At 71.3% G+C, this 25,802-nt stretch carries 26 protein-coding genes; 16 read left to right on the top strand and 10 right to left on the bottom strand.

The window, feature by feature from the left end:
- Positions 1-572: 572 nt before the first annotated feature.
- Positions 573-1,391, top strand: coding sequence for a phosphatase PAP2 family protein (locus BJQ94_RS13325; RefSeq protein WP_265399138.1), 819 nt, complete (start codon positions 573-575; stop codon positions 1,389-1,391).
- A 244-nt stretch (positions 1,392-1,635) separates the two neighbouring features.
- Here the strand turns inward: BJQ94_RS13325 and BJQ94_RS13320 are convergent, their stop codons facing one another.
- The gene (locus BJQ94_RS13320) at positions 1,636-2,040 is read right to left on the bottom strand and encodes a DUF1801 domain-containing protein (protein ID WP_265399137.1); all 405 of its coding nucleotides are present in this window, start codon (positions 2,038-2,040) and stop codon (positions 1,636-1,638) included.
- Between the two features lie 129 nt (positions 2,041-2,169).
- Between BJQ94_RS13320 and BJQ94_RS13315 the strand changes: the two genes are divergently transcribed.
- From BJQ94_RS13315 to BJQ94_RS13305, 3 genes are all read left to right on the top strand, one after another.
- On the top strand, positions 2,170-3,147 hold the full coding sequence (locus tag BJQ94_RS13315) for an aldo/keto reductase (RefSeq protein WP_265399136.1): 978 nt from the start codon (positions 2,170-2,172) through the stop codon (positions 3,145-3,147).
- 96 nt (positions 3,148-3,243) lie between these two features.
- Positions 3,244-3,648, top strand: a complete 405-nt coding sequence (locus BJQ94_RS13310; RefSeq protein WP_265399135.1) for a hypothetical protein — start codon at positions 3,244-3,246, stop codon at positions 3,646-3,648.
- Positions 3,645-5,663: a DUF2207 domain-containing protein gene (locus tag BJQ94_RS13305; protein ID WP_265399134.1), complete on the top strand. Its 2,019-nt coding sequence runs from the start codon at positions 3,645-3,647 to the stop codon at positions 5,661-5,663. Before BJQ94_RS13310 ends, BJQ94_RS13305 begins: the two co-directional genes overlap by 4 nt.
- On the opposite strand, the gene BJQ94_RS13300 is transcribed toward BJQ94_RS13305, so the two are convergent.
- Positions 5,660-6,169: a GNAT family N-acetyltransferase gene (locus BJQ94_RS13300; RefSeq protein ID WP_265399133.1), complete on the bottom strand. Its 510-nt coding sequence runs from the start codon at positions 6,167-6,169 to the stop codon at positions 5,660-5,662. The genes BJQ94_RS13305 and BJQ94_RS13300 overlap by 4 nt on opposite strands.
- Positions 6,170-6,226: 57 nt before the next feature.
- Positions 6,227-6,967: an HAD family hydrolase gene (locus BJQ94_RS13295; protein WP_265399132.1), complete on the bottom strand. Its 741-nt coding sequence runs from the start codon at positions 6,965-6,967 to the stop codon at positions 6,227-6,229.
- A 481-nt stretch (positions 6,968-7,448) separates the two neighbouring features.
- On the opposite strand from BJQ94_RS13295, the gene BJQ94_RS13290 reads away from it, so the two are divergent.
- Together BJQ94_RS13290 and BJQ94_RS13285 are read left to right on the top strand one after the other, a co-directional pair.
- Positions 7,449-8,468 (top strand): LLM class flavin-dependent oxidoreductase, encoded by a 1,020-nt coding sequence (locus tag BJQ94_RS13290; protein WP_265399131.1) that lies wholly within the window; start codon positions 7,449-7,451, stop codon positions 8,466-8,468.
- Positions 8,469-8,723: 255 nt separating this feature from the next.
- The gene (locus tag BJQ94_RS13285) at positions 8,724-10,640 is read left to right on the top strand and encodes a diguanylate cyclase (protein ID WP_265399130.1); all 1,917 of its coding nucleotides are present in this window, start codon (positions 8,724-8,726) and stop codon (positions 10,638-10,640) included.
- 21 nt (positions 10,641-10,661) lie between these two features.
- Here the strand turns inward: BJQ94_RS13285 and BJQ94_RS13280 are convergent, their stop codons facing one another.
- The 4 genes from BJQ94_RS13280 to BJQ94_RS13265 are packed head-to-tail and all read right to left on the bottom strand — an operon-like array spanning position 10,662 to position 13,405.
- Positions 10,662-11,639 carry an NAD(P)H-quinone oxidoreductase gene (locus BJQ94_RS13280; RefSeq protein WP_265399129.1) on the bottom strand — a complete coding sequence of 326 codons (978 nt, stop codon included), beginning with the start codon at positions 11,637-11,639 and terminating at the stop codon, positions 10,662-10,664.
- A gap of 29 nt (positions 11,640-11,668) precedes the next feature.
- Complete coding sequence (locus tag BJQ94_RS13275; RefSeq protein WP_265399128.1) at positions 11,669-12,670, bottom strand: DUF2332 domain-containing protein; 1,002 nt, start codon at positions 12,668-12,670, stop codon at positions 11,669-11,671.
- The gene (locus tag BJQ94_RS13270; protein ID WP_265399127.1) at positions 12,663-13,124 is read right to left on the bottom strand and encodes a GNAT family N-acetyltransferase; all 462 of its coding nucleotides are present in this window, start codon (positions 13,122-13,124) and stop codon (positions 12,663-12,665) included. Before BJQ94_RS13270 ends, BJQ94_RS13275 begins: the two co-directional genes overlap by 8 nt.
- Positions 13,125-13,147: 23 nt before the next feature.
- Complete coding sequence (locus BJQ94_RS13265) at positions 13,148-13,405, bottom strand: hypothetical protein (protein WP_265399126.1); 258 nt, start codon at positions 13,403-13,405, stop codon at positions 13,148-13,150.
- Between the two features lie 181 nt (positions 13,406-13,586).
- Between BJQ94_RS13265 and BJQ94_RS13260 the strand changes: the two genes are divergently transcribed.
- Complete coding sequence (locus BJQ94_RS13260; RefSeq protein ID WP_265399125.1) at positions 13,587-14,435, top strand: phospholipase; 849 nt, start codon at positions 13,587-13,589, stop codon at positions 14,433-14,435.
- A gap of 22 nt (positions 14,436-14,457) precedes the next feature.
- Here the strand turns inward: BJQ94_RS13260 and BJQ94_RS13255 are convergent, their stop codons facing one another.
- Positions 14,458-14,790: a DUF4190 domain-containing protein gene (locus tag BJQ94_RS13255; protein ID WP_265399124.1), complete on the bottom strand. Its 333-nt coding sequence runs from the start codon at positions 14,788-14,790 to the stop codon at positions 14,458-14,460.
- Positions 14,791-14,800: 10 nt separating this feature from the next.
- On the bottom strand, positions 14,801-15,541 hold the full coding sequence (locus BJQ94_RS13250) for an META domain-containing protein (protein ID WP_265399123.1): 741 nt from the start codon (positions 15,539-15,541) through the stop codon (positions 14,801-14,803).
- Between the two features lie 94 nt (positions 15,542-15,635).
- Between BJQ94_RS13250 and cls the strand changes: the two genes are divergently transcribed.
- Together cls and BJQ94_RS13240 are read left to right on the top strand one after the other, a co-directional pair.
- Positions 15,636-17,090: a cardiolipin synthase gene (gene cls, locus BJQ94_RS13245; protein WP_265399122.1), complete on the top strand. Its 1,455-nt coding sequence runs from the start codon at positions 15,636-15,638 to the stop codon at positions 17,088-17,090.
- Positions 17,091-17,102: 12 nt separating this feature from the next.
- On the top strand, positions 17,103-17,789 hold the full coding sequence (locus BJQ94_RS13240; RefSeq protein WP_265399121.1) for a GAP family protein: 687 nt from the start codon (positions 17,103-17,105) through the stop codon (positions 17,787-17,789).
- Positions 17,790-17,795: 6 nt separating this feature from the next.
- On the opposite strand, the gene BJQ94_RS13235 is transcribed toward BJQ94_RS13240, so the two are convergent.
- Positions 17,796-18,782 (bottom strand): LacI family DNA-binding transcriptional regulator, encoded by a 987-nt coding sequence (locus tag BJQ94_RS13235; RefSeq protein ID WP_265399120.1) that lies wholly within the window; start codon positions 18,780-18,782, stop codon positions 17,796-17,798.
- Between the two features lie 126 nt (positions 18,783-18,908).
- On the opposite strand from BJQ94_RS13235, the gene BJQ94_RS13230 reads away from it, so the two are divergent.
- The 7 genes from BJQ94_RS13230 (at position 18,909) to BJQ94_RS13200 (ending at position 25,800) form a co-directional block, all read left to right on the top strand.
- A complete protein-coding gene (locus BJQ94_RS13230; RefSeq protein WP_265399118.1) occupies positions 18,909-19,505 on the top strand; it encodes a hypothetical protein in 597 nt (198 codons plus the stop codon).
- Positions 19,502-20,797, top strand: coding sequence for an adenosylhomocysteinase (locus BJQ94_RS13225; protein ID WP_265399117.1), 1,296 nt, complete (start codon positions 19,502-19,504; stop codon positions 20,795-20,797). Before BJQ94_RS13230 ends, BJQ94_RS13225 begins: the two co-directional genes overlap by 4 nt.
- Positions 20,794-22,461, top strand: coding sequence for an ABC transporter ATP-binding protein (locus BJQ94_RS13220; RefSeq protein WP_275875496.1), 1,668 nt, complete (start codon positions 20,794-20,796; stop codon positions 22,459-22,461). The genes BJQ94_RS13225 and BJQ94_RS13220 overlap by 4 nt, the downstream gene beginning before the upstream one ends.
- A gap of 132 nt (positions 22,462-22,593) precedes the next feature.
- The gene (locus BJQ94_RS13215; RefSeq protein ID WP_275875495.1) at positions 22,594-23,169 is read left to right on the top strand and encodes an ECF transporter S component; all 576 of its coding nucleotides are present in this window, start codon (positions 22,594-22,596) and stop codon (positions 23,167-23,169) included.
- Positions 23,169-23,993: an energy-coupling factor transporter transmembrane component T gene (locus BJQ94_RS13210; protein ID WP_265398866.1), complete on the top strand. Its 825-nt coding sequence runs from the start codon at positions 23,169-23,171 to the stop codon at positions 23,991-23,993. The genes BJQ94_RS13215 and BJQ94_RS13210 overlap by 1 nt, the downstream gene beginning before the upstream one ends.
- On the top strand, positions 23,981-25,315 hold the full coding sequence (locus tag BJQ94_RS13205; protein ID WP_265398867.1) for an amidohydrolase family protein: 1,335 nt from the start codon (positions 23,981-23,983) through the stop codon (positions 25,313-25,315). Before BJQ94_RS13210 ends, BJQ94_RS13205 begins: the two co-directional genes overlap by 13 nt.
- Positions 25,297-25,800: a cupin domain-containing protein gene (locus tag BJQ94_RS13200; RefSeq protein ID WP_265398868.1), complete on the top strand. Its 504-nt coding sequence runs from the start codon at positions 25,297-25,299 to the stop codon at positions 25,798-25,800. The genes BJQ94_RS13205 and BJQ94_RS13200 overlap by 19 nt, the downstream gene beginning before the upstream one ends.
- Positions 25,801-25,802 lie beyond the last annotated feature (2 nt).

Raw genomic sequence — 25,802 nt, 5'->3', positions numbered from 1 at the left:
CTACGCCGTTCCGCGGGCACCACGCCCGCGCGGCGCCTGACCCGCTCAACGGCGCCTGACCCGCGCAACGGCGCCCAACCCGCGTATCTCGTAGCGCGGGCACTGCGCCACTTCGCGGGTGGCGCGCCACGCGCGTAACGGCGCCTAACCCGCGTTTCTCGATGCGCGGGCGCTACGCCGTTCCGCGGGCACCACGCCCGCGCGGCGCCTGACCCGCGCAACGGCGCCCAACCCGCGCAGCGGCGCCCAACCCGCGCAGCGGCGCCCAACCCGCGTATCTCGTAGCGCGGGCACTGCGCCGCTTCGCGGGTGGCGCGCCACCCGCATAACGGCGCCTGACCCGCGTGCCGCGAATTGCACGGCCACATACCCCGAGCCTCCCGACCCGACCCACACCCCGGCGGCCGGGCCGCATCCGTCCCGCGAGTCGAGTGGATTTCACTTCTGGCGCTGTGTAATCTCAATCTCCGGGAATCGCGTGTCACCCGCACCACCCGCACCACCCGCACCACCCGCACCACCCGCACGAGCTCTGCCAGCACCAGCGCCACCCGAAAGGACACCATGCACCGATGCATCCGAGTCTCGGACGGGCCGCGCCTGTGACCGACCCGTCCCTCTCCAAGCGGGAACGCCTGCGAGCGCTGCACGAGAAGTTCATCGTGGAAGACCGCTGGCGCACCGCGAGCGAGCGCACCAGGCTCTACGTTTTCGCGGTGGCGCTGGTCGTCATCGGAGTGGTGGGGTTTCTCGTGATCCTGGCCGATATCGTGCAGCGGGACGACGTGGCGAGCATCGACTCGCCGCTGAACGCCTGGTTGATGCAGAGCCGCACCGGCACCGTGACCGCGATCATGATCGGCCTCGCGATCGGGTTCGGGCCGGTGGCACTGCCCGTTGTGATCCTGGGCGCCATCGTGATCTGGGGTTTCCTGGCCAAGCACCTCTGGCGGCCGGTGCTGCTGGCGCTGGGCACCCTCACCGGTTTGGTGCTCGTGCAGGTGATCACCCGGCTCGTCGAACGGACGAGACCACCCGTCGACCTGATGCTCTTCGGCGTCGACACCACCTACTCATTCCCCTCCGGGCATGTGTCGGGCGCCACGAACTTCCTCCTCCTGGTCACCTACCTGATCTACTCGCGGCGGGCGGCGAGCCGGCGCGCGGCGGTCGTGGTCGGGGTGCTCCTGGTGGTCGGCGTGGGGCTGGCCGCGATCAGCCGGGTGTACCTCGGCTACCACTGGCCAACAGATGCGCTCGCCTCGGTGTGCCTGGCGCTCGCGGTGCTCGGCGGGGTGATCGCCCTCGACACCTGGCGCACCGTGCGCGTGCGGGCGAGCGGCCGGCACGAGCCTGTCGTGCCGAGCGGCCGCGCGGCAACCCCCGCGTAGCGCCGCCGGCCCGCCGCGGACCGCCGCAGACCGTCCCGGACGGGAGCGGCGGCGCCGATGGGGCTCCCCACCGTTGCGCGGGCATGGCGCCGTTTCGCGTGCGGCGCGCCACCCGCGAAACGGCGCGTAGCCCGCGCAACGGGCGCAAGGCGCGTTCCGTGCCGCGTCGCACCCGCGCCGTCGCGCCGCCGCATCGCACCCCGCGCCGCCGCGCCGCGTCGCACCCCGCCCTGCCGGCGCCGGATCAGGCCGACGGACCCACCGGCGCGAGCCACGCCCGCACGACCTCGACGGCCGCGGCCCGCTTCGCCGCGAGGTCGGCCGGGTCGGTGACGAGCAGGCTCGCTCGGATGTCGGAGTGCCAGGTGAGCAAGCCCGCCGGGTCCCCGGTGAACGTGGATGCGGCATCCGTGTTCTCGGCTGTCGTCGCGCCCCGGTGCAGCACCAGGCGCACGCCCTGCTTGCCCTGCGCGCTGATCGTGGCCTGGTCCACCCCGTCGAGCACGAAGCTGGGGGAGTTCCACTTGATGTGCTCCTGCGCGGCCGGGCTCGCCTCGTTCACGAGGGCGCGGAGGGCATCGACGAGCTCGCGGCGGCCGTCGGTCTGGGCGGCGCGGAACTCCTCCACGGTGCGGTACTGAGTGACCATGCCCAGAGCGTAGCGCTCACCCCTAGGCGCCCGCCTGAGCCCCAGGCTGGAAGCCGCGTGACAACCCCACCCGGCGCGCCTAGGGTGAAGAGCAATTCCCCGCTCCACAGCCGACCGAAAGGCCCCGCCATGAAGTACGTCCGCCTGGGCAGCACCGGCCTCGAGGTGTCGGCCATCACGCTCGGTTGCATGAGTTACGGCAACCCGCTGCGCGGCAACCACGCCTGGACCCTCCCGGAGGAGGACAGCCGGCCGCTGATCCAGCAGGCGCTCGAGGCCGGCATCACCACCTTCGACACCGCGAATGTCTACTCCGACGGCAGCAGCGAGGAGATCCTGGGCCGGGCGCTGCGCGACTTCAGCCACCGTGACGACTACGTGCTCGCCACCAAGGTGCACGGGCGGATGCGGCCGGGCCCGAACGGCGCCGGACTCTCGCGCCGCGCCATCCTGGCCGAGATCGACCACAGCCTCACCCGGCTGGGCACCGACCACGTCGACCTCTACCAGATCCACCGCTGGGACCCGCTGACCCCGATCGCGGAAACCATGGAGGCGCTGCACGACGTGGTCAAGGCCGGCAAGGCCCGTTACATCGGCGCCTCGTCCATGTACGCGTGGCAGTTCGCCACCGCCCAGCACACCGCCGACCTGGGCGGCTTCACCCGGTTCGTGTCGATGCAGGACCAGTACAACCTGCTCAACCGCGAGGAGGAGCGCGAGATGCTGCCGTACTGCCTCGACCAGGGTGTGGCTGTGCTGCCGTGGAGCCCGCTCGCCCGCGGCAAGCTCACCCGCGACTGGGATGACACCACCACCCGCTCGGAGACCGACACCTTCGGCCAAACCCTCTACAAACAGCACGAGGAGGGTGACCGCGAGATCGCCGACGCCGTGGCCCAGGTTGCCGCCGAACGCGGCGTGCCCCGCGCGCAGATCGCGCTCGCCTGGGTTCGCCAGCAGCCGGCCGTGACCTCGCCCATCGTGGGCGCCACCCGGGCCCACCACCTCACGGATGCGATCGCCTCCGTCGACCTCACCCTCACCGACGACGAGCTGGCCCGCCTCGCCGCCCCGTACCGCCCGCACGCCCCCGAGGGCTTCTAGCCGCCCGCGACGTCGGAGCGGGGCGGATGTCGGTGGCCTGGTTTAGCCTGTGGCCAACTACTCACACACCCTCGTGCCGAGAAAACGGAGCAGATCATGAGGGTATTCGTGGCGACATCGGCAACCCAGGGAACCCGGGCCAGCGATTCAATGCGCTGTGTCGACGGTGAGCTCGTCTGGCTGCGGGACGTCTGTCCGGCCAGTCGGCGGCGACCTGACGGCCCGTGCGAGTGCGGGCGTTCGTTCTCCGGACTGAGTTCGAACAACTACACGACGACGGCGGTCGTCCGGGATATCCCCGGACTCACTCGCACCGAGTATGAGGCGGCCTTGACGGCCAGCTTCGACGCGCAGGAGTGGTGCCCGTGCTGCACCAGCCGGTCGGTCGAAGAGGTCATCGACGAGCTCATCAGGTTGGCCGGGGTGTTCCCGGCGGGAGCCGTGCTGGAACGGCGCATCAACGACCTGAATCTGAGGGGGTCACTAGGCTCGGGGGCGTGACTCGTCTTCTGAAGGTCCTGTCCTCCCTTGTCGTAACCATGGTGCTGGCGCTCGGTGCGCCGCTGGCGGCGAGCGCGGTGGGGCTGGGCCCGGTGCCCGCAGCCGTCAGCGCCGCAGCGGTCAGCCCCGCAAGCGTCAGAACCGACACCTCGGACTTCACCTTCGACTCGTTCGCGGCCGACTACTACCTCGGCCGCGACGAGGCGGGTCACTCCACCCTGCGCACCGTCGAGACCTTCGTGGCCGAGTTCCCCGACTTCGACCAGAACCGCGGCATCATCCGGGCCATCCCCAACGACTACGACGGCGTGCCACTGCACACCAGCGTCGAATCCGTCACGGATGCCCAGGGCGCTCCGGTGTACTTCGAGAGCACAGTGAACGGCGGCTTCACCGAGCTCGCGCTCGGCACCGACGAGTTCGTGCGCGGCACTCAGACCTACGTAATCAGCTACACGCAACAGAACGTGGTGCGGGCCTTCGCCGACACCAACGACGATGAACTGTACTGGGACACCAACGGCACCGGCTTCGACCAGCCGTTCGGCTCCGTCGACGCCCGCGTGCACGTGGACCCGGCCATCACCTCCTTCCTGACCGGGGCCAGCGCCTGCTACGCCGGGGCGCAAGGCGAGAGCGGCGAGTGCCGGATCGTGCAGGAGGCCGACCCGGATGCCGCCGCCGCGACCGCCGACGAACCGGCCGGCCAGCTGTTCACCGCCGGCGCCACCGACCTGGGCCCGGGCGAGAACCTCACCGTGGCCATCGGCTTCACGGCCGGTACCTTCGTGCAGGTGCCGGCAGAGGCGCAGTCCGATCCGGGTTACGGCGGCTTCCCGGCGACCGACCAGCCGCTCGACCTCAGCGCCCTCCCGGTGATCCTGATCGGCCTGGCCCTGCTCTTCGGCTCCGTCCCGCTCTCCTGGGCCTTCCTGCGCCCCCGCGACGCCCGCGGCCGCGGCACGATCATCCCGCAGTACAGCGTGCCGCCGGGCTACAACCTGCTCGAGGCCGCCGATCTCATCGGGCGCACGAACTCGGCCGTGGCCGCGCAGATCGTGAGCTTCGCGGTGCGCGGCAAGGTGCGCATCCTGGACTACCCGGTGAGCGCCGACGGTGGCGACTACACGCTGCAGCTCCTGAGCGCCGACGGCGTCGACGACCAGGAGCTTGCCCTGCTCTGGGTGTTCTTCCCCGAGCTCGAGGTGGGCGCCGTGTGTGAGCTCGGGGTCACCGACGACGCCCTGGCCGGCGCGTTGGCGTCGGCCACGGCGGATGCCCGCGCGCGCGCGATCACCCGCGGCTGGCGGGCCCGGGCGCCGTGGAACCGGGTGAAGGCCCGGTGGCTGATCGGCTGCGCCGCCGTGGTCCTGGTCGCACTGGTGGTGCTCGTGTCCGGCGTGGGCCTGGGCTGGTTGCCCGGGGTCTGGATCTTCCCGCTGCTCGTGCTCATGGTGATCGCCGTGGTCGTGGCCAGCGCGGCCGCATCCCGTCCCGTCGTCCTCACCGACGCGGGGGCCGAGCAGCGGGACTACCTGCAGGGCATGAAGGTGTACCTCGAGCTGGCCGAGGCAGACAGATTCCGGATGCTGCAGAGCCCCGACGGCGCCGACCGGGTGACCGTGCCGCTGGCCGTAGCCCCGCAGGGCTCCGCGCCCGCCGTCGGCCTCACCACCGCCGGCCCCGACACCGTGGAGCTCGTGAAGCTCTACGAGAAGCTGCTGCCGTTCGCGGTGCTCTGGGGCGTCGAACGGGAGTGGGCGGCGGAGCTCGCCTTCTACTACGAGCAGGCCACCGCCGCACCGGACTGGTTCCTGTCGCAGAACGCGTTCAGCGGCCTCTATCTGGCCTCGGCCCTCAACGGCCTCGTCTCCTCTGTGCACACCTCCGAAACGCCCACGCCCCCGCCGCCCTCCACCTGGTCGGGCAGCGGCGGCGGCAGTTTCTCCGGCGGATCCTTCGGCGGCGGGTTCTCCGGTGGCGGTGGCGGTGGTGGGGGAGGAGGCGGCCGTTAGAGCCGCTTGACCATCTCGATCTCCATGGCCGCGGCATCCAGCACGTACTGCACCCGGTGCCCGGTCTCGGTGAACCCGCGGCGCAGGTAGGCTGCTCGAGCCCTGGCGTTGTCCTCGTGCACGTGCAGGGTCAATACCTCGCCCTCGTCGCGCGCCCAGTCCTCGATGGCGGCGAGCAGGGTGTCGAAGACCCCGGCGTCGCGGCCGCGGTGGCCCGGCGACACGTACACGCCCACGAGCAGCGGGCCGGCGGCCGGGTCGGGCACGTAGCCGCCCATCGTGCCCACCCACTGCCCGGCCGGGTCGATCGCCACGAGCACGGTGCCGTGCTCGGCGGTGCCGCGTGCCGCGCGCATCCGCCATTCGCTTTCGGAGTGACCGAGGGCATCCTGCAGGGTCTCGCCGAATGCGATCGGGGTGTCCCGCAGCATCTCCAAGCGCAGATCGCGCACCTCACGCCAGTCGCTCGCCACGGTGCGGTGGATGCGGTACCCCTCTGTAACCATTCGCCGAGCTTACCCACATGCGCGCGCCCGTCGCCGCCGGCGGGAACCGGGCAGGAGTCAGGCCACCCCGCGGGGGCGGGTGCTGACCGGGCGGGTGCTCGGGTAACGGAACGAGAGCAGGTCGGGCAGGTCGAGCACCGAGCTCACCCGGCGGGTCTCCGGCACGCCGTCCCGCGGGGCGGCGGCCACGAGCACGGCCTCCATGCCGTGCGCGCGCGGGCCGTCGAAGTCGGCGTCCCAGGTGTCGCCCACGAAGATCACCCGGGCGGGGTCGGCCTCGGCGCGGTCGAGGGCCGCCTGGTAGATCGCCGAGTGCGGCTTGCGAAAGCCCACCTCGAGCGACGTCACGATGTTGGCGATGAGGTCGGTGGCACCCATGGCCGCCAGTTGGCGGGGCACCACGGATGCGCTGTGTGTGTTGGACACGATGGTGAGGGTGAACGTCTGGCCCAGTTCCTTGAGCGTCTCGGCCATGCCGGGGATGAGCACCACGCCGCGCTCCCAGTCGGCCATGTTGCTCGTGGCGCCGTGGGCGATCTCGGCGGCGTCGGGTTCACGGCCGACGAGCCGCACGATGGCCCGCCGGGACAGCTCCTCCATGGTGAACTCGCGGTGGTCGGTGTCGGACTCCGCGTTGAGCTGGTGGAAGGCATCCAGCCAGGCTGTGGCGGTCTCCTGCTCGGTGCCGCGTGCGCCCAGCGCCAGCATGCTGGCGTGCGTGTCGGCGTAGCCCTGCCCCGCGCGGGAGTCCGCGTAGTTGACGAGGGTGCCGAAGAAGTCCAGGAACAGATGACGCATGCCCCCAGCTTGGCAGTACCGGGGCCCGAGCCGGCGTAGCGACCCGATCGGGCATCCGCGCCACCGCGGGGCCGGCCTCGGGTCGCTCCCGCCGGGCCCGGGCGGCCGCAGGCCCGACGGATGGCGGCGCGCGGGTTCAGCGCCGCTGCGCGGGTGGCGCGCCACCCGCGCAACGGCGCCTGACCCGCGTATCGCGTTGCGCGGGTACCGCGCCACTCCGCGTAGCCCCCGCCCGGCTGGCGCTCCACCCGCGCAACGGCGCCTACCCCGCGGAGCGGCGCCTACCCCGCGTAACGGCGCCTGGCCCGCGTAGCGGCGCCTGGCCCGCGCAACGGCGCCTGGCCCGCGCAACGGCGCCTGGCCCGCGCAACGGCGCCTGGCCCGCGCAACGGCCCGGCGGCCGGCCACCTCCTCAGGCCGGTGGCGGAGAAGGGCGGGTGGGAGCGGGAATACGTGGGGGACGAGGGACGCTGCAGCAAGCATGAAACACATCGGGTTCCTCTCCTTCGGCCACTACCAGGCGGTGCCGGGGTCGCTCGTGCGCACCGCGCAGGACGCCCTGCTCCAGACCGTGGAGCTGGCGGTCGCGGCAGAGGAGCTCGGCGTGGACAGCGCCTCCGTGCGCGTGCACCACTTCGCCCCGCAGCTCGCCTCGCCGTTCCCGCTCCTGGCCGCCATGGCCGCCCGCACCAGCCGCATCGAGCTGGGCACCGGCGTGATCGACATGCGCTACGAGAACCCCCTCTACATGGCCGAAGAAGCGGCCATCACCGACCTGATCAGCAACGGCCGGTTGCAGCTGGGCCTCAGCCGCGGCTCACCCGAGACCGCGCTGCGCGGCGCCGAAGCGTTCGGCAATGTACCCGCCCCCGGCCAGAGCGACGCGGATGACGCCCGGGCGCGCACCGCAGCGTTCCGTGCCGCCATCGCCGGCGCGGGTGTCGCCGCCGCGAACCCGCAGCTCACCGGGCATAGCGGGCTGCTCGCCATCCAGCCCCAGTCGCCCGGCCTCAGCGATCGCATCTGGTGGGGCTCCGGCAGCCGCGCGACCGCGCAGTGGACCGGCGAACAGGGCATGAACCTGATGAGCTCGACCCTGCTCACCGAAGACACCGGCGTGGACTTCGGCGATCTGCAGGCCGAGCAGATCGCGATCTTCCGCGCGGCCTGGGCGGCCGCCGGCCACGCCGGCACGCCCCGGGTGGCGGTGAGCCGCAGCATCCTGCCGCTCGTCACCGACGAGGACCGCCGTTACTTCGGGCTGCGCGCGCAGGCCGACAACCGCGACCAGGTGGGCCACCTCGACGGCGGCCTGGCCCGGTTCGGCAAGAGCTACATCGGCGAACCCGATGTGCTCGTCGAGCAGCTGGCCCAGGATGCCGCGGTGCAGGCCGCCGACACCGTGCACATCACGGTGCCGAACCAGCTCGGGGTGGACTACAACGCCCGGCTGCTCGACTCCGTTATCCGGTTCGTGGCGCCAGGCCTGGGCTGGCGCTGACCCCGGAGCCGCGCGGCTATGGGCTGGCTGTGCCCGCGCCATCAACAGCAGATGAGAGCGCGATCATTCGCGATCGAAATTACCCATGAATGGGGGAGTGCGCAGCGGCCGGAAGGGGCCGGTAGCCTCCGTGGCGCTGCTAGGTTCGAGTTACGAGCAGTTTGGGGACTGAACCGTGAACGCACCTGGCGTACCGTCACTTCGCTTCCCGCTGAGACGAGCGGGCGGCGCGTTCGCCCTGTCTGCGGGCCCGCGATGACCCCCTCCGGCGACCTCGTCCCGCCGCTCCCGGCCGGAACCACCGTCCCGGCGGACACCTCGACCCATGCTCAGGAGATCTCGGGCGCGACTCCGGGGACATCCGCCGCGGGAGCCGCAGCCGGCGTCACCGACACGGATGCCGCCCTGCCCGGCGGCTTCGTCGAGCGCGGCGACCTGCCCCAGCCGGCCGACCAGGCCGACCTGCCGACTCCGGCCGAGCCCGAGACCCAGGCCGACCTGCCGAACCCGGCCGCCTCCGCCCCGGCCGACGCCGGGCACCGCATGCCCCCGCCCCGCGACACGGCGATCGACGCCCTGCTCGACTCCAGCGCCCAGGCCAATCGCGACGGCCAGCACCACATCGGCGTCGCCCAGGCCGAACACGCCCTCGCCGACCCGCACGTCACCGCCGCCCAGGAGGCCAGGGCCTGGCAGCTCCTCTCCGGCCACTGGCTGCGGCTGGGCGAGTTCGAGGCCTCCGTGCGCCACGGCCTGCTGGCCCTGGACTACTTCACCGGCACCGGCGACCTGCTCGCGCAGTCCACCGTGCACTGCACACTGGCGCTGGCCTTCCACGAGACGGCGCTGGAAGAGCCCGCGCTCAGCCATGTGCTCGGCGCCCTCGAGGCCGCGCGGGCCTGCGGCAGCGTCACCGCCGAGTTCTGGGCGCTCAGCCGGTCGTCCATGGTGCACCAGGCCCTCGGCGAGGCCGAGCGCAGCATCCAGCTGGGCCGGCAAGCCATCGCCTTGGCCGACACGCTCGACGACCCCGAGGCCGGCTTCGCCGCGGTGAACAACCTGGGCGACGCCTTCCTCGAGATCGCCCGGGCACAGCGCACGGCCGGCGAGGATGCGTCGGAGGCGCTCCGCGACGGCCTCGCCCTCACCCGAGCCGCCGTGGCCCGCGCGCTCGAGCAGCGGCACGCCTTCTACGAGACCGTCGCGCGCACCAACCTGGTCGGCTTCCTCATCGAGCTGGGCCAGTACGCCGAGGCGCGGTCGCAGGCCGGCCGGTCCAAGACCATCGCCACCGCGAACAACTATCAAAACCTGGCCGTGAACAACGACGCCCAACTGGCCGAGGTGGCCAGGGCCGAGGGTCGGATCGACCTGGCCTGCGCCATGATGGACGCCCAGCTGGCCGACCCGTCGGTGTCCGAGGATGCGGCCCTCAAGGTGAAGCTGCACCGGGAACTCTACGAGATGCACAGCAACGCCGGCCGGTTCGAGCAGGCCCTGCGGCACCACGAGGAACTGCACGTGCTGATGCTCGGTCTCACCCGGCAGACCGCCGGGCTGCAGTCGCGCATGCTGATCAACTCCCTCGAGATCGAGCAGGCCCGCCACGAGGCCCAGCGCTCCCAGCTGGAGGCCGAGATGCAGCGCATCCGTGCCGAGGAGCTGGACGAGCAGGCCAACACCGACCCGCTCACCCGGCTGCCCAACCGCCGGGCCCTCGACCGGCAGCTGCCCGAGATGATGAGCACCGCCCTCGACCGCTCCGAACCGCTCTGCGCCGTGATGATCGACATGGACCACTTCAAGGAGGTCAACGACCAGCACGGCCACGCGGCCGGCGACCGGGTGCTCACCACCATGGCCGCCATCCTCGGCGAAACCACCAGGGCCACCGACCTCGCCGTGCGGGTCGGCGGCGAGGAGTTCCTGCTGGTGCTGGGCAACACCAATCTCGACCAGGCCGTGCAGATCTGCGAGCGGCTGCTCGGCGAGGTGCGCAGCCATCCGTGGAGCACCGTGACCGCCGGGCTCAGCTGCACGGCCAGCGTGGGCGTGGCCCTTCTCACCCGCGGCGAGAGCGTGTCGCGTTGGCTTGGTCGCGCGGATGCCGCCCTCTACGAGGCCAAGTCCGGCGGCCGCAACCGGGTCGAATTGGCCCCGACCCGGGCCTGATCCCCGGCCGGATTCACCGCGTCAGGGGGTCAGTACGATCTTGCCCACGTGTGCGGATGCCTCCAACCGGCGATGCGCATCCGCCGCGTCGGCGAAGGAGTACCGGCTGTCGATCACCGGGCGCAGCTCCCCGGACGCCAGCCACGGCCACACCACCTCGAGAAGCTCCGCCATGATGGCGGCCTTCTCCACCGTGGGCCGGGCACGCAGGGTGGTGCCCCAGTAGCGGCCGCGTTTCTGCATGAGGTGGAAGGGGTTGAACACGGCGTCGGTGCCGCTCTGGTTGGCGATCACCATGATGGTGCCGTCGGTGGCGAGCGCCGCCACGTTGCGGGCCGCGTAGGAGCCGCCCATGATGTCGAGGATCACGTCGGCGCCGCGACCGTCGGTGGCGGCGAGCACCTCGGTCACGAAGTCCTGCTCGCGGTAGTTGATCAGCACGTCGGCGCCGAGCTCCCCGCAGACCGCGAGTTTCTCGGCGGAGCCGGCCGTGACCATGACCCTGGCGCCGGCCAACCGGGCCAGCTGGATGGCCGTGGTGCCGATTCCGCTGGCGCCGCCGTGCACGAGCAGCGTCTGCCCTGCGGTGAGCCGTGCGCTCATGAACACGTTCGACCACACCGTGGCCAGCGCCTCCGGCAGCGCGGCGGCGTCAACGAGGTCGACACTCTCCGGCACCGGCAGGGCGAGATCCTGGTGCACCACGGCCTCGGTGGCGTAGCCGCCGCCGGCCAGCAGCGCGCAGACCCTGTCGCCGACGGCGAAGCGGGTCACGGCGATCCCGGTCTCGACCACGATCCCGGAGACCTCCAGGCCCGGCCACTGCGGGGCGCCGGCGGGGGAGGGGTACAGCCCCAGGCGCTGCTGCACATCGGCCCGGTTCACGCCGGCCGCCGCCACCTCGATCCGGATGTCGCCGGCGCCGACGACCAGGTCGGGAACCGTGCTGAGGGTGAGGGCGTCTGGGCCCCCTGGGGTGGTGACCACGAGTGCGCGCATGCGCTCATCCTACGATCGTGACCTGCGAGCTATCCGGCGATCCAGTCGAGGGTCTGCCCGTGTGGGCCGCAGCGGGCCACCGGCCGGCCGTCGAGCGAGACGATGTAATCGCCCGGCACCGGCGTCTCCGGCAGCAGCGCGTCCACCCGGGGCAGCACGCCTACGCCGTCCAGCGAGATCCAGCGGCCGAAGCCTGGCGCCGCATGCGCGAAGGCCGCCCGCTGCTCCTGGGCCAGGTAGACCAGCACGGCGGGGCTCACGATCACCAGCGGCACGCCCGCCGGCGCGAGCGCGACCAGCGCCGCCAGACCGGCCACGGCGTCCCCGGCCACGAGCAGTGGCGGGTCCTCGCGCACGATCGCCATCGCCGCATCCAGCCGGGCACGCCGCTCGGTCTGTTCCGGCCAGACCAGGGTCTCGAGCCAGCGCACGTCATCCGGGTTCCGCACGTCGAGGGGATTGAGGTCGAGGCCGGCCCGCCAGACGACAGCGGGCGGATGCTCGGGCAGCGGCACCGGCCCGGTGGTCTCGGCGCTCAGCAGCACCGGGCTGGGCCCGTCGGCCGGATCCACCCGTCGGCCCGAGTAGTCGTAGCTGTACCGGTCGGGGTAGAGGCAGAGCCCGGCGCTGGCGCCCACCTCGATGAGAGCCACCCGCGGCCCGATCGACGCGAGCACCGGCATGATCGCGGTGAGGCGGCGCGGCTCGTTGGTCTGGGTGGCGCGCACCCTGGCCTCGGCGGCCACCGCCGGCCAGTGCTCGATGAGCCAGCGGCGGAACACCGGGTAGCCGGCCAGCGGCGCCCCGAGCAGGCGCGCGCAGGAGAAGACGAGGTTGGGCTGACGCTTGGGCCGCGGCAGGCCGATGATCAGGTCCAACACTTCGGCGTCGTCCTCGACCCCGGCGGCCCAGCCGGCGTAGAGCTCGGATTGGCCGGGAGTCTCCGACAGCCGGAAGCGCCGGAACCAGTCGGCGGTCTTCTCCAGGTCCAGGGCGCGCTGCGCGGCAGCGCCGCCGGGCAGATCAGCCACCGGCGGGACGGTACATGCTCTGGTGGTTGATGCCGGCCTCCAGATAGGGAGCGCCGAACGGAACGAACCCGAAGTGCGCGTAGAGCGGCACGATGTAGTCCTGCGCGTGCAGCAGCATCGCCTGATCGCCGAAGTCGTCGATCACGCGCTGCAGCAGCACCCGGGCCAGGCCGGCTCCGCGGTGGTCGGGATGCACCACCACGCGGCCGATCACCCGGGCCGCGTCGAGATGCTCCGGTTCGGTGTCGAGCAGAACCCGCAGATAGGAGGTGACCTGCCCGTCGGCGGCCAGCCAGTAGTGCACGGTGCCGGGCTCGCGATCACGATCGTCGAGTTCGGTTTCGTCAATCTTCTGCTCGATGAAAAAGACATCCGTGCGCAGCTTGAGGATCGCGTAGAGCTCGTCGGTGCTGAGGTCGGACCAGGGTTTCACGAGGGGGGAGCTGTGGGGCACGCGCCCGATTCTACAAGCCGGTGCTAGAGCGGGCGGATGCGCTCCAGCAGCAGCGCGAAGAGCAGGCTGGAGCGCTGCTCGTCGTTGATGAGGTCGATGAGTTCGATCACTGCCGCCCGGTCGGCCTCGGGGGCGTTCGCCACGTCGACGTCGTTGATGCTCTCGATCGCCGCGATCAGGCGGTCGGCGCTGGTCGGTGCTGAGGAGGTCTGCGCGGAGCCGGTCTGCGCGGAGCCGGTCTGCGCGGAGTCGGTCTGCGGAGTCTGATCTGAACTGGACATCTTTTTACGATACTCCAGCCGTCCCGGTGCATACGTTCACATGGGTTTGGCAGGAAAAGATGAGGGTTTGTGCAGAAACTTTGTGCAAGCTAGGCGACTTGCCCGCGCCGACCCGCGCGCGTGGGCCCACCGATCAGTGAACCGTCTGCCTTGAGCGACGCCTCACGCGACCTGGAAGCTTATGCGCCCCCACACTCCGAAGTCCCCCACGTCCGACCTGTCCGCCCCCATCACCCGCGCCGCCCGGAAGACCCGCCGCACCCGCAGCCGCCGCCTCACCCTCATCGCCGGCGGCCTCGTGCTCGCCGGAGTCGTGGCCGGCACCGGCTTCACCGTGCAGTCCGCTGTCGCCGAGCAGCGCCAGCAGGCCCAGCAGGAGAGCGATGCCCGCGCCGCGGCCAAGGCTGCTGAGATCAGCAAGACGCACCTCGCCGCATCCGTGGCTCTCTACGACGCCGACACCGCGCTCGACGCCGCCGCGAACAAGGTGGATGCGTCCGACCTCTCGGCCACGACGAGCTCGCTGACCGGATACATCTCGATGCCGCTCGACGAGGTGAGCGAGCTCACCTCGCAGGCCACCGAGCAGGCCGCGGCCGTCACCGCCGCCGCCGCCGAAGCCGACAGGGTGGCCGTCGAGGCCGCCGCCGCCCAGGCCGCCGCCGACGCGCAGGCCGCTGCCCAGGCGCAGGCCGCCGCCGAGGCCCTCGCCGCCGGCAACACTCCCGCCGGGGCGAAAGCCACCGCCGCGAGCCTGGCCGCCTCCCGCTACGGCTGGGGCGAGAGCCAGTTCTCCTGCCTGGTGCAGCTCTGGCAGAAGGAATCCGGCTGGTCGTACACGGCCTACAACGACGACGGCGGTGCCACCGGCATCCCGCAGGCGCTGCCGGGCAGCAAGATGGCCGCGGCCGGCTCCGACTGGGCCACGAACGCCACGACCCAGATCTCCTGGGGCCTGGACTACATCAACGCGTCCTACGGCAGCCCGTGCTCGGCCTGGTCGCACTCGCAGGCCATGAACTGGTACTAGACCGCAGGGTGCCTCGGCTTCGTCAGGTCCAGTAGTTGGACTGGTAGAGGAAGATCACCACGCCCAGTTCCAGCACGATCAACGCGTAGCCCACCCACAGGGCCGCATACGCGAACGCCCGCCCGCTGGCCTGGCCGCGCGCGATGCGGGACAGGGTGAGGTGCGCCAGGACCACCCCGATCACAGGCAGGATCAGCGCCACGACGAAGCTCAGCACGGCGAGGCCGCCCGTGGCGTCCGGGTCGGGGTCCACGGCGGCCGCCCTGGCGTTCTGGCGGATGCCGAAGCGCAGCAGGAAGATCACTGCGAGCGCACCGCCCAGGATGACGACGATGGTGATCGGATAGGTGCCCATACGACGACTCCTAGCGGGAGGTGAGTTGGCCGAGCACGGTGCCGTCGGCCGATTGCAGCGTCATCACCCTGGCCTGCACGCGGCCCTGGGCGGCCTGGCTCAGCCACTGGTCGACACCTTCGCAGGCCCGGAGCGTCGTCGCCCCGGCGGTGAAGAGGATCGCCTCGTCGTCGGTCTGCTCCCAGGCGCCGGTCAGCACGTTGCAGCCGTCGTTGCCGGAGTAGCTGCCGTCGGCCTGGATGGACAGGAACGGCGCCGTGGGGGTGTTCGATTCGACCCAGTAACCGATCGGGAGTCCCTGCGGGCCCACCGTGCTGTCCTGGGACCGCACCAGGGTGGTCTCCGTCGAGTCGAACGAACTGTGGATGACCAGGGTGTCGCCGTCGACCTCCACCCGGGTGCCCCGCGTCACCGCGAGGGGCAGCTGGGCGCCGTCGCAGGCCATCATGGTCTGCGGCCCCGAGGTGGTGGTGAGGGTGCCGTCCGCGCCGAGCTCCCAGGTGCCCTGCACCCGGTTGCAGCCGTCTGAAGCGCTCCAGGTGTTGTCCTGCACGAAGGAGACGTACGGCTGCTCCGGGCTGTCGAAGGTCTTGTCGATCACCCAGGTGCCCACGAGCGCGCCCGGCTGTGCCGTGCCTGACGGCGACTGGCTGTCCGGCGTCACGATGGTGCATCCGGCGAGCAGCAGAACGAAGGCCGCCGCCAGGACGAACCGAGCGGGGGAATACCGGCGGGGCGGGTGGGTAGCCATGACTGCCAAGTCCTTCTCTCGCAGGGCAATCTAGTGCGACCGGGCATCCCGGGCAACGCCGGTGTAGGTTCACGTCGAGTCCAAGGAGGAACGCATGTGGGATTTTCAGGCCGGCGCCTGGCTCCTCGCGGCGCTGCACGCACTGTTCGTGCTCGTCGCCACCGTGTACGTCTCCGCCAACCGGCGGCCGTCCGCGGCCATCGCCTGGGTGTTGGCGATCATCTTCATCCCCTTCCTCGGCGTGCTCATCTTCCTCATCGTGGGAGTGGGGCGGCTGCCGCGGGCCCGTCGCGAGAAGCAGCGGAAGGTGAACGAACTGATCCTGGCTCGCACCGACGGCCTCGACCAGGTGAGCCACCGCGACGAGTGGCCGCCCTGGCTCACCTCCGCGGTGCGGCTGAACCGCACCCTCGGTGCGCTGCCCATGGTGGGCGGCAACCGGGTGGAGCTGCTTCCCGACTACGAGGGGTCGATCGCCCGGATGGTGGAGGCCGTCGACGAGGCGACCGAGTTCGTGCACGTGCAGTTCTACATCCTCGTGCTCGACCAGACCACGCAGCCGTTCTTCGACGCCCTGGCCCGCGCGATCCAGCGCGGCGTCACTGTGCACGTGCTCTCGGACTACCTCGCCTGCCTGATGCTGCCGCGCCGCAAAGAAACCCTCGCGGCGCTCGCCGCGATGGGCGCGCACTGGCAGGCCCTGTTGCCGTTGCGATTCTGGCGCGGACAGTGGCGCCGGCCGGATATGCGCAACCACCGCAAGCTTCTCGTCGTCGACGGGCGCCTGGGTTTCAGCGGCTCGCAGAACATGATCGACGCCACCTACCTCAAGCCCGGCAACCTCAAGCGGGGACTTCGCTGGCACGAGCTGATGATGCGGATCGAGGGGCCCGCGGTGCGCGAGCTGAACGCGGTGTTCCTGGCGGACTGGTTCAGCGAGACCGATGAGATGCTTCCGTTCGACACCTCGCCCGTGGTGCTCGGCCCAGAGCCGCACCTGCTCGACGCGCAGGTGCTGCCCAGCGGTCCGAGCTTCGAAAACGACAACAACCTCAAGCTCTACGCCCTGCTCATCCACAAGGCCGAGCACCGGGTGAGCATCACCAGCCCCTACTTCGTGCCGGAGGAATCGACCATGCTCGCCATCGTCACCGCCGCCTCCCGCGGGGTGGAGGTGGAACTGTTCGCCTCCGCCATCGGCGACCAGGCGCTGGTCTACCACGCGCAGCGGTCCTACTACGAGGAGCTGCTGCGGGCGGGGGTGTCGATCTACCTCTACCGGGAGCCGACGGTGCTGCACGCGAAGCATTTCACCATCGACGACGACGTGGCGGTGGTGGGGTCGAGCAATATGGACATCCGCTCGTTCAGCCTGAACATGGAGGTGTCGGTGCTCGTGCACGGCGCAGACTTCGTGCGACGGATGCGCCTGGTGCAAGACGATTACCGGGCCAACAGCCGCAAGCTCGAGCTGGCCGACTGGTTGGACAGGCCCGCAGGCGGCCGGATCTTCGACAATCTCGCCCGGCTGACGTCGTCGCTGCAATAGAGGGGGTGCGGCATGGGCGAATGGGGGCAGCTGCTGCCGCTGGCGCTGACCATCGCGCTCAGCCCGCTGCCGCTGGCCGCGCTGCTGCTGATGCTGCTCGCACCCGACGGGTTCCGGGCGGCCGCGGGCTTCAGCATCGGCTGGTTCATCGGCGTGCTGCTCTCGGCCACGCTGCTCGCGGTGCTGTCGTCGCTGCTGCCGCACGACAGGTCGTCGGGCACCCGTGTGCTGCAGGTGGTGGTGCCGCTGCTGCTGGGCCTCGTGCTGATCGTGCTGGGAATCGTGCAGTGGCACGACAGGCCCCGCCGCGGCCAGGTGGTGCCGTTGCCGCGCTGGCTGAGCGCGCTGGACCGGCTGACCCCGGCCAGGGCGACCATCCTCGGGGTGGGCTATGCCGCGTTCCGGCCGAAGAACCTGGTGATGGCGGCCGCAGCCGGGGTGGTGATCCTCGGCGCGCACACCGACCCCACCGGGATCATCTTCTCCGTGGCGCTGTTCACCGCGCTGGCCTCCATCACGATGCTCGGGCCCGTGCTCGCCTACGCATTCGGCGGTGCCGCGGTGCGGCTCCGGCTGGTGCGGCTGCGGCAGTGGCTGGTGAGCAATATGCCGCTCATCACCGTCGTCACCGTGCTGCTGCTGGGCATCTTCCTGGTGCTCGCGGGCCTGGGCGAACTGCTCGGCCAGCTGCTCTCCTGAGCCCGGTCAGCAGCCGCAGGTCTCGCCGACCACGAGAGCCGGGGGCAGTACGGTGAGCGGATGCGCGCCGGGGGTCCACTCGGCCAGGTGGTCGAACACCCGCTCGGCCATCGCGGGCAGGGAGACGGCCACGGTGGTGAGCCGCACACTGCCCAGCAGCGCCTCACGGATGCCGTCGAAACCGACCAGCGCGGTCTGCTCCGGTATGCGCACGCCCGCCAGCGCCGCCGCCCGCAGCACCGCGAGGGCGTGTTCGTCTGTCGTGGCGAAGATCGCGGGCGGCGCCCCGGCGGCCAGCAGCCGACGGAGCGCGGTCTCGGCCTCGATGCGGTCCATCGGCACCCGGTGCAGCAGGCCCGCCGTGGACAGGCCGGCGGCGGCCATCGCCGTGGCCCAGCCGCGGGCCCGGCGCCCGGTGGGGCCGAAGTCGTCGAGGCTGGTCACGCAGTGGATCTCGGTGTGCCCGTGGCCGATCAGGTGCTGCACGGCGAGCCTGGCCCCCTCCTCGTCGTCGAACAGCACGCTCGAGGTGCCGCCGGCCTCCGGCGCCGAGTGCAGGTAGATGCGCGGCGTGTGGTCGATCACGGGGTCGTCGGGATCGATCGTCACGACGAAGATCGCCGCCACCTGCACATCGGAGAACGCCGACTCGTAGCCGCGCTCCACCTCACGGTCGTAGTTGGTGTTGCCGAGCAGGGTGAGGTAACCGCGCTCGCGGGCGGCCACCTCCACGTGCCGGGCGAGCTCGCTGAAGAACGCGTTCGACGAGTCGGGCACGAGCAGTCCCACCAGATTGGTGCGTCCAACGCTGAGCGCTCCTGCCAGCGAATTGCGACGGTAGCCGAGGGCGGTGATGGCCGCCTGCACCCGCACCCGGGTGGCCTCGGCCACGCGACGGGGGCCGTTGTTCACCACGTAACTCACCACGGCGGTGGAGGTGCCGGCCTCCCGGGCGACATCGGCCAGGGTGGGCCGTTTCGGAGCATCGCTCATGAAGCCACCCTACCGGCGTCGCGGGACGTAACACGGTGTTAACCGAGGCTCGATCGTCCGTAACATCTCCTCACTAGGGTTTCCCTTCTAAGCGCTTAGATAAACGCAGAACCGAGGTCGAAAATCATGCCAGACGCCACGACGGCAGCCGCACCGCCGGCCTCCGACGAGCTCGGCCGATCCGGGGTCGACACCCAGCTGGCCCGCACGGCCTGGGCCCAGGCTTCCGTGCGCCGCTTCGCGAGCCAGACCAACCTCCTGGTGGCGAGCAGCCGGGTCCTGATCGTCGGCGCCGGCCCGCTCGCCGACGAGCTCGCCCACGCGTTGAGCACCATGGGCGCCAGGGTGGCCGTGTCCGGCACGGATGCCGCGGCTCTCTACGCCTTCGCCCGCCGTGGCCTCGACACGCACCAGGTGGGCCCGGCCGGCCTGCTCATCCCCGCCGAGACCGACCTGGTGTTCGCCACCGGCGAGGAACCGACGCCGCTGACCCCGGCCGCGCTCGGCGCAGCTGACGCCGCCGCGGCGCATCCGCTGGTCATCGTCGACGCCGCCGAGCCCGGCCGCCCCGCCGCCGTCGACCTCGCCGCGTTCGCCGCCCACCCCGCGCTCACGGCCCGTGACGCGATCCGCGGGTTCGCGCTGCACCGCGACGTGTTCGTGATCTCGGTCGCCCACCTGGAGACCACCGCAGACGCCCACGCCGGGGAGGCGCGCGCATGACCGGCCGCATCCTCGACCCCGGTCTCTGGCGCGAAGGCCAGGACAAGATCGACTGGGCCGCCCGGTTCATGCCCGTCACCCAGAGCCTCTGCGGGCAGCTCGCCGACAGCGGCCTGCTGCGCGGCACCAGCATCGCCCTGGTGCTCGTGCTCGAACCCAAGACCGCCAACCTGGCCCTCGAGCTGGCCAAGGCCGGCGCCGACGTCTCGGTGATGTGCCACGCCTCGAGCACCCGCGACGACACCGCCGCCGCCCTCGAGCGCGCCGGCGTCACCGTTTTCTCGCGCAGCGACGCCACCCCCGCTATGGACCACGCCTTCGCCCTCGAGCTGCTCGACCAGCGGCCCGACATCCTCGTCGACGACGGCTCGAGCATCACCCGGCTGGCCCACACCGACCGGCCCGGGGTGCTCGAGCAGATGATCGGCGCCACCGAAGAGACCACCAGCGGGCTGCGTCCGTTGCGAGTGATGGAGGCCGCCGGGGCGCTGCGCATCCCGGTGCTCGCCGCCAACGACGCCCTCTGCAAAACCCTGTTCGACAACGGCTACGGCACCGGGCAGTCCACGGTACTCACCATGCTCGACCTGCTCGGCACCCCGCTCGCCGGCCGCAACGTGGTGATCGCCGGCTACGGCTACGTGGGCCGCGGCGTCGCCCGCGAGGTCGCCGCGCTCGGCGGACGGGTCACCATCGCCGAGGTCGACCCCGTGAAGGCCCTCGAGGCCACCTTTGCCGGCTTCCGCGTCGACACCCTCGCCCGCGCCGCCCGCAGCGCCGACCTGCTGATCTCGGCCACCGGCATCGCGCACACCATCGACGTCGAACACCTGCTCGCCCTGCCGGAAGGCGCCGCCGTGGCCGTCTCCGGCGGTGTCGGCCAGGAGATCGCCATCGACGCGGTGCTCGCCGCCGGCGCCACCCGGCACCCGGCCGGCCACCTCGTTGAGCGGTTTGCGCTGCCGAACGGCCGCAGCATCCGCATCCTCGACGACGGCGGCTGCATCAACTGCACGGCCGGCGAGGGCAATCCGATCGAAATCATGGACCTCTCCTTCGGCGTGCAGGCCGGCGCCATCGAATACCTGCTCACCCACGGCGCCGGCCTGGCCAACGCCGTGCACCTGCTGCCGGCCAGCGTCGACGACAGGGTCGCCCGCGCCAAGCTCGCTGCCCTGGGCGCCAGGCTCGACGTGCCCAGCGCGGCCCAGCAAGACTTCCTGGGCGGATGGCGCGGCACCAGCACGGCCTACACGGCCGGGCCCGCAGAATCCGCGGAGAATCCCTCGTGAGCGCCCTCGTCGAACTGAACCGCGTGTCGGTCACTTACCGCTCCGCGTCCAGGCCCGCCCTCATCGACGCCAGCCTGAGCATCGAGCCCGGCGAGATCGTGCTCGTCGCCGGTCCGTCCGGCTGCGGCAAGAGCACCCTCCTGCGCGTGGTCAACGGCCTCGTGCCGCGCTCCTACCGCGCCGAGGTGAGTGGCAGCATCCAGGTGAACGGGCAGGACAGCGCCGAATTCACCCTGCGCACCATCTCCGAAACCGTCGGCACCCTGCTGCAGAACCCTGCCAAGCAGGTCGTGGGTCACTCGGTGCTCGCCGAGCTTGCCTTCGGCCTGGAGAACCGCGGCGTGCGTCCCGCCGAGATCCTCAGCCGCGCCCACGCCGTGGCCCGCCGGCTGGGCATAGAGAACCTGCTCGAGACCGCCCCGCACGAGCTCTCCGGCGGCCAGCTGCAGCTCGTCGCGTTCGCCGGCATCCTCATCCTCGAGCCCGCGCTCATCATCGTGGACGAACCCCTCGCCAACCTCGACCCGGATGCCTCGCACCGGCTGCTCGGCGCCGTGCGGGAGTACGTGCGCGGCGGCGGTGCGGCGCTGATCGTGGAGCACCGGGTGGACGAGATCGTGGAACTGGCCCCCGACCGGGTGCTCTACCTCGACGAGGGCGCCACCCTGTACAGCGGCGACCTGGCCGGGTTCCTCGCCGTCGCCTCGCCCCAAGCCGTGAAGCTGCCGTTCCGCACCCTCGTGGACCGGCACCGCAGCGAGCCGGACGGGCAGCCTGTGCTCGCCGAACCCGACTGCGCCACCGCCGGCGCCGCGCGGCTCGAATTCGTCGACGCGCACCTCGGCTACGGCAGCACCACCATCCTCTCGGCCGTCACCACCCGGCTGCACGCGGGGGAGCGGGTCGCCATCCTCGGCCACAACGGTGCGGGCAAATCCACCCTGCTGCGCGCCGCCGTCGGGCTCGTCGACCCGCTGGCCGGCCAGGTTCTGCTCGAGAACGTGCCGGTCGAGACCCTGGGCGCCAAGGAACTCGTCGGCATCTGCGGCTACCTCTTCCAGAACCCCGCGCAGGCGCTGTTCAGCGACACCGTGTCCGCCGAGCTCGCGTTCGGCCCCAAGAACCTCGGCCGCAGCGAGGCCGAGATCGCCGAGATCTCGCGCATCGCACTCGAGGCCGTGCTGCTGCACGAGGAGCCCGACATCCTGGCCCGGCCGCCCCGCACCCTCTCCTTCGGCCAGCAACGCCGGCTCGCGGTGGCGCTCGCTCTCACCCTGCAGCCGCGCACCCTCATCCTCGACGAACCCACTGCCGGCCAGGACGAACGCAGCGCCACCCACTTCCTCGACGCCATCTGGGACCTGCCGGGCATCGACAGCATCTACTTCATCACGCACGACATCGACATGGCCCTGTCCAGGGCCGACCGGGTGATCGTGGTGAGCGACGGATGCATCGTGGCCGACGACACCCCGGCCGCGATCGTGCACCACACCGGCCTCTGGCACGCCACCACCGTCGGTGCGACTGCAGGCGTGCTGCGCGAGACCGACTATGTGCGCGCCGCCCGCGAACACGGCCCCCGCACCGGCCGAATGCCCCGCGCCTGGGACCTGGCCCGCCAGGTCGCCGGCGCCCCACCCGTTCCCGCCCCCGCTTCCTGACCGCACCACCCAGCATCCGCACCGCCCGCACCGCCTGCGTCATCCGCACCGCCCGCCTCACCCGCACCATCCGTTCAGCCGCATTCGCAGTCCGCTCCCACCCGCCCTGCCCCGACCGAAAGGAATCACCCCATGAGCACCGCCACCGCCACCACCACCCCCAAGGCCCGACGCGCCCCCTTCGCCGTCACCTCCCGCACCATCGTCTTCGGCGCCATCGGCGCCGCCCTCTACGGCGCGCTGGGCGTCTTCAGCTTCATCATCCCCGGCACCGCCAACGTCGCCATCCGCCCGGCCATCGCGATCATCCCGTTCGTCGGCGCCCGGTTCGGACCGATCGCCGGCTTCTTCACCGGCGCCGTCGGCAACGCCCTCGTCGACCAGATCCAGGGCTTCGGCTTCCTCACCTACTGGAACTGGAGCCTCGCGAACGGCTTCATCGGCCTCGTCGCCGGCCTGATCGCGTTCTACACGCCCGAACCGAAGAAGACCGGCGCCCAGATCCTGCGCGTGGCCCTCATCGCCCTCGTCGCCGTGGTCGTCGGCCTGCTCTTCACCGCCACCGACCTGCTGCTCGGCAACACCTTCGAGTACTGGTTCTTCGGCGCGTACATCCCGGCCATCATCTCCACCTCCATCGCCGCCGTCATCATCGCCCCGGTGCTCGACCAGGCCTGGAAGCCCCTGCAGAACCTCGCAGGGCGCTAGTGGAGGTCTCCCCGCGGTATCTCGCCGGCCGATCCTTCCTCGGCCGGCGGGACCCCCGCGTGCTCATCGGCGTACCGGTGTTCTCCGTCATCGTCGCCGCGCAGGTCTCCGACCTGCGGGTGATGGCGGTGCTCGTGGTCATAGCGTTCGCCTACTACGCCAGCGCTCGCATCCCGTTCCGCGAGGTGCGCTCCAACTGGACGTTCGTGCTCGTGTTCGTGCTGATCATGGCCGGGATCAACGGCATCATCGTCGGCGCGCAGGCGTCCGGCACCTCCACCGAGAGCGCCACCCTGTTCACGATCCCGCTCATCGGGGTCGACGTCACCACCGGCAGCGTCTCCTACGCCGCCAACCTCACCCTGCGGTTCCTCGCGATCGCCGCCACCGGTTTTCCGCTGGCCTTCTCGATCCGTCCCGGCGACCTGGCCGTGGCGTTCGCCAGGCTCGGCATGCCCAGCCGGTTCGCCTACGGCATCGACCTCACCTTCAAGTTCCTGCCGTCCACCTCGGCGAGCCTGGCCGAGACCATCGCCGCGCAGCGGCTGCGCGGCTACGAACCGCCGCCCACTCACAACCCCATCCGGCGGGTGCTGCAGCTGCGGCCGCTGATGGTGCCGGTCACCGTCAACTCGTTCATCGACGCCGAAGACGTCGTCGACGCCCTCGACCTGCGCGGCTTCGGCACCCAGAAACGCACCTGGCTGCGGCAGCTGCGCTTCGGCACTGTCGACTACCTCGTGGTGGGGTTCTTCCTCGCCCTCGCCCTGCTCGCCACGATCGCCAGCCTCACCGGACGGATGCCCGAACTATGGATCTTCTGAACGACCGCGGCCTCCCGGCCACCGGCATCCGCGCCGACACCCGCCCGCAACTCCATACAGCCCCCTGGCTGGTGCCGGTCAGCCGCGAACCCATCCGCGACGGTGCCGTGCTCGTGACCGACGGGCGCATCAGCGCCGTCGGAACCGCCACCGAGCTGCTCGGCGACCTGCGCCGCAACGGCACCGAGTTCGGGGAGCATGCCTGGGAGGGTGTGCTCATGCCCGGCCACGTCAACGCGCACTCGCACCTGCAGTACACCTGCATGGCCGACGTCGGCCAGGGCGTCTACGCCGGTTTCGAGGACTGGTCACGTGCCTTCCAGGTGGTCTACGAAGAGCCGCACGACTGGGGAGCGTCGGCCGCGGACGGCCTGGCCATCGCCCTCGCCGCCGGCACGACGGCCATCAGCGACATCGTCACCGACACCGAGGCGTTCGAGGTGCTCAAACACGGCCAGATGCACGGCATCGCCTACTGGGAGCTGATGAGCTGGCTCACCGACGAGTGGATGAGCCGCGGCCGCAGCGAGACCATCGCCCGGCTCGGCACCGCCCCGCACGACTTCCTCGGCCTGTCGCCGCACGCCCCGTACTCACTCGACACCGAGGTCATCCGCGACCTGTCCACCCTGTCGGAAGAGCTCGGCGTGCGCCGCCACATGCATCTGGCCGAATCGGCCTGGGAGGCCGAATACACCCTCAGCGGCACTGGCCAGCTGGCCGACCAGTGGCGCAACTGGGGCTACAGCGAGTTCGCCGTGCTCAGGGCCGGCGGCACCCAGCGCCGCCCGGTCGCTTACGCCGAATCCATCGGGGCGCTCGGCCCCGACTGCCACATCGCGCACGGTATCTACGCGGATGCGGAGGACCGCGCCATCCTGCGCCGCACCCACACGGCCGTGGCGCTGTGCCCCCGCTCGAACGCGGTGATCGGCCTCGACGAGGCCCCCGTTGCCGCCTATCTGCGCGAGGGCAACCGCATCGCGGTGGGCACCGATTCGCTGTCGTCCACTCCGTCGCTGGACCTGATGGGCGACGTCGCCGCCCTCTATGCGCTCGCCCGCGCTCAGGGCTACGCCGAGACCGATCTGCACGCTCGGCTGCTGCACGCGGCCACGCTCGGCGGCGCCGTGGCAATGGGCATGGAGACCGGCGACCATAGAATCGGCAGCCTCGACGTCGGCGCCCTCGCCGACTTCGCGGTGCTCGACACCCTCGCGCCCACCGCTCACGACGTCGTCGCCGCTCTCGTCGAAGCGGGCGACGGACACAACCTGGCCACAATCATCTCGGGAGACATTCGATGGCAACGCACGATCTAGACAGCCGACTCGCGACCCGCCGCACGGCATCCGGCGAGTTCATCGAACGCCTGGAGCGCCCGGCGCTGGCGATCGAGCTCGGCCTCGAACCGCATCCGGAGGGCGGCTGGTACCGGCGCACCTGGACCTCACCGGTGCCGGTGACGCTCACGGATGCCGACGGCAGCGAGCGCGTGCGTCCCGCGGCCACCCTCATTCACTTCCTGCTGCCGGCCGGCGAATTCTCGGCCTGGCACCGGGTGTCGTCCAGCGAGATCTGGATCTGGAACGGGCAGGGCACCGTGCAGTTGGAGCTGGGCGGGGTCGGCGACGAGCCGGATGCCGAGGTCAGCCCGGTCGTCGGCGGGCGGCTGCTGCGCGGGGAGCGCAGCCAGGTGATCATCGGCGCGAACGTCTGGCAGCGCACCCTGCCGAGCGACGAGGACGCCCTGGTGAGCTGCCTGGTGTCACCCGGCTTCGACTTCGCCGACTTCTCGATGGAGTAGCG

It is taken from the genome of Cryobacterium sp. SO2 (assembly GCF_026151165.2).
In the GTDB taxonomy this organism is placed as follows: Bacteria; Actinomycetota; Actinomycetes; order Actinomycetales; family Microbacteriaceae; genus Cryobacterium.
The sequence above is the reverse complement of the archived record's forward strand: the minus strand, read 5'-3'. Positions and strand labels throughout refer to the sequence as shown.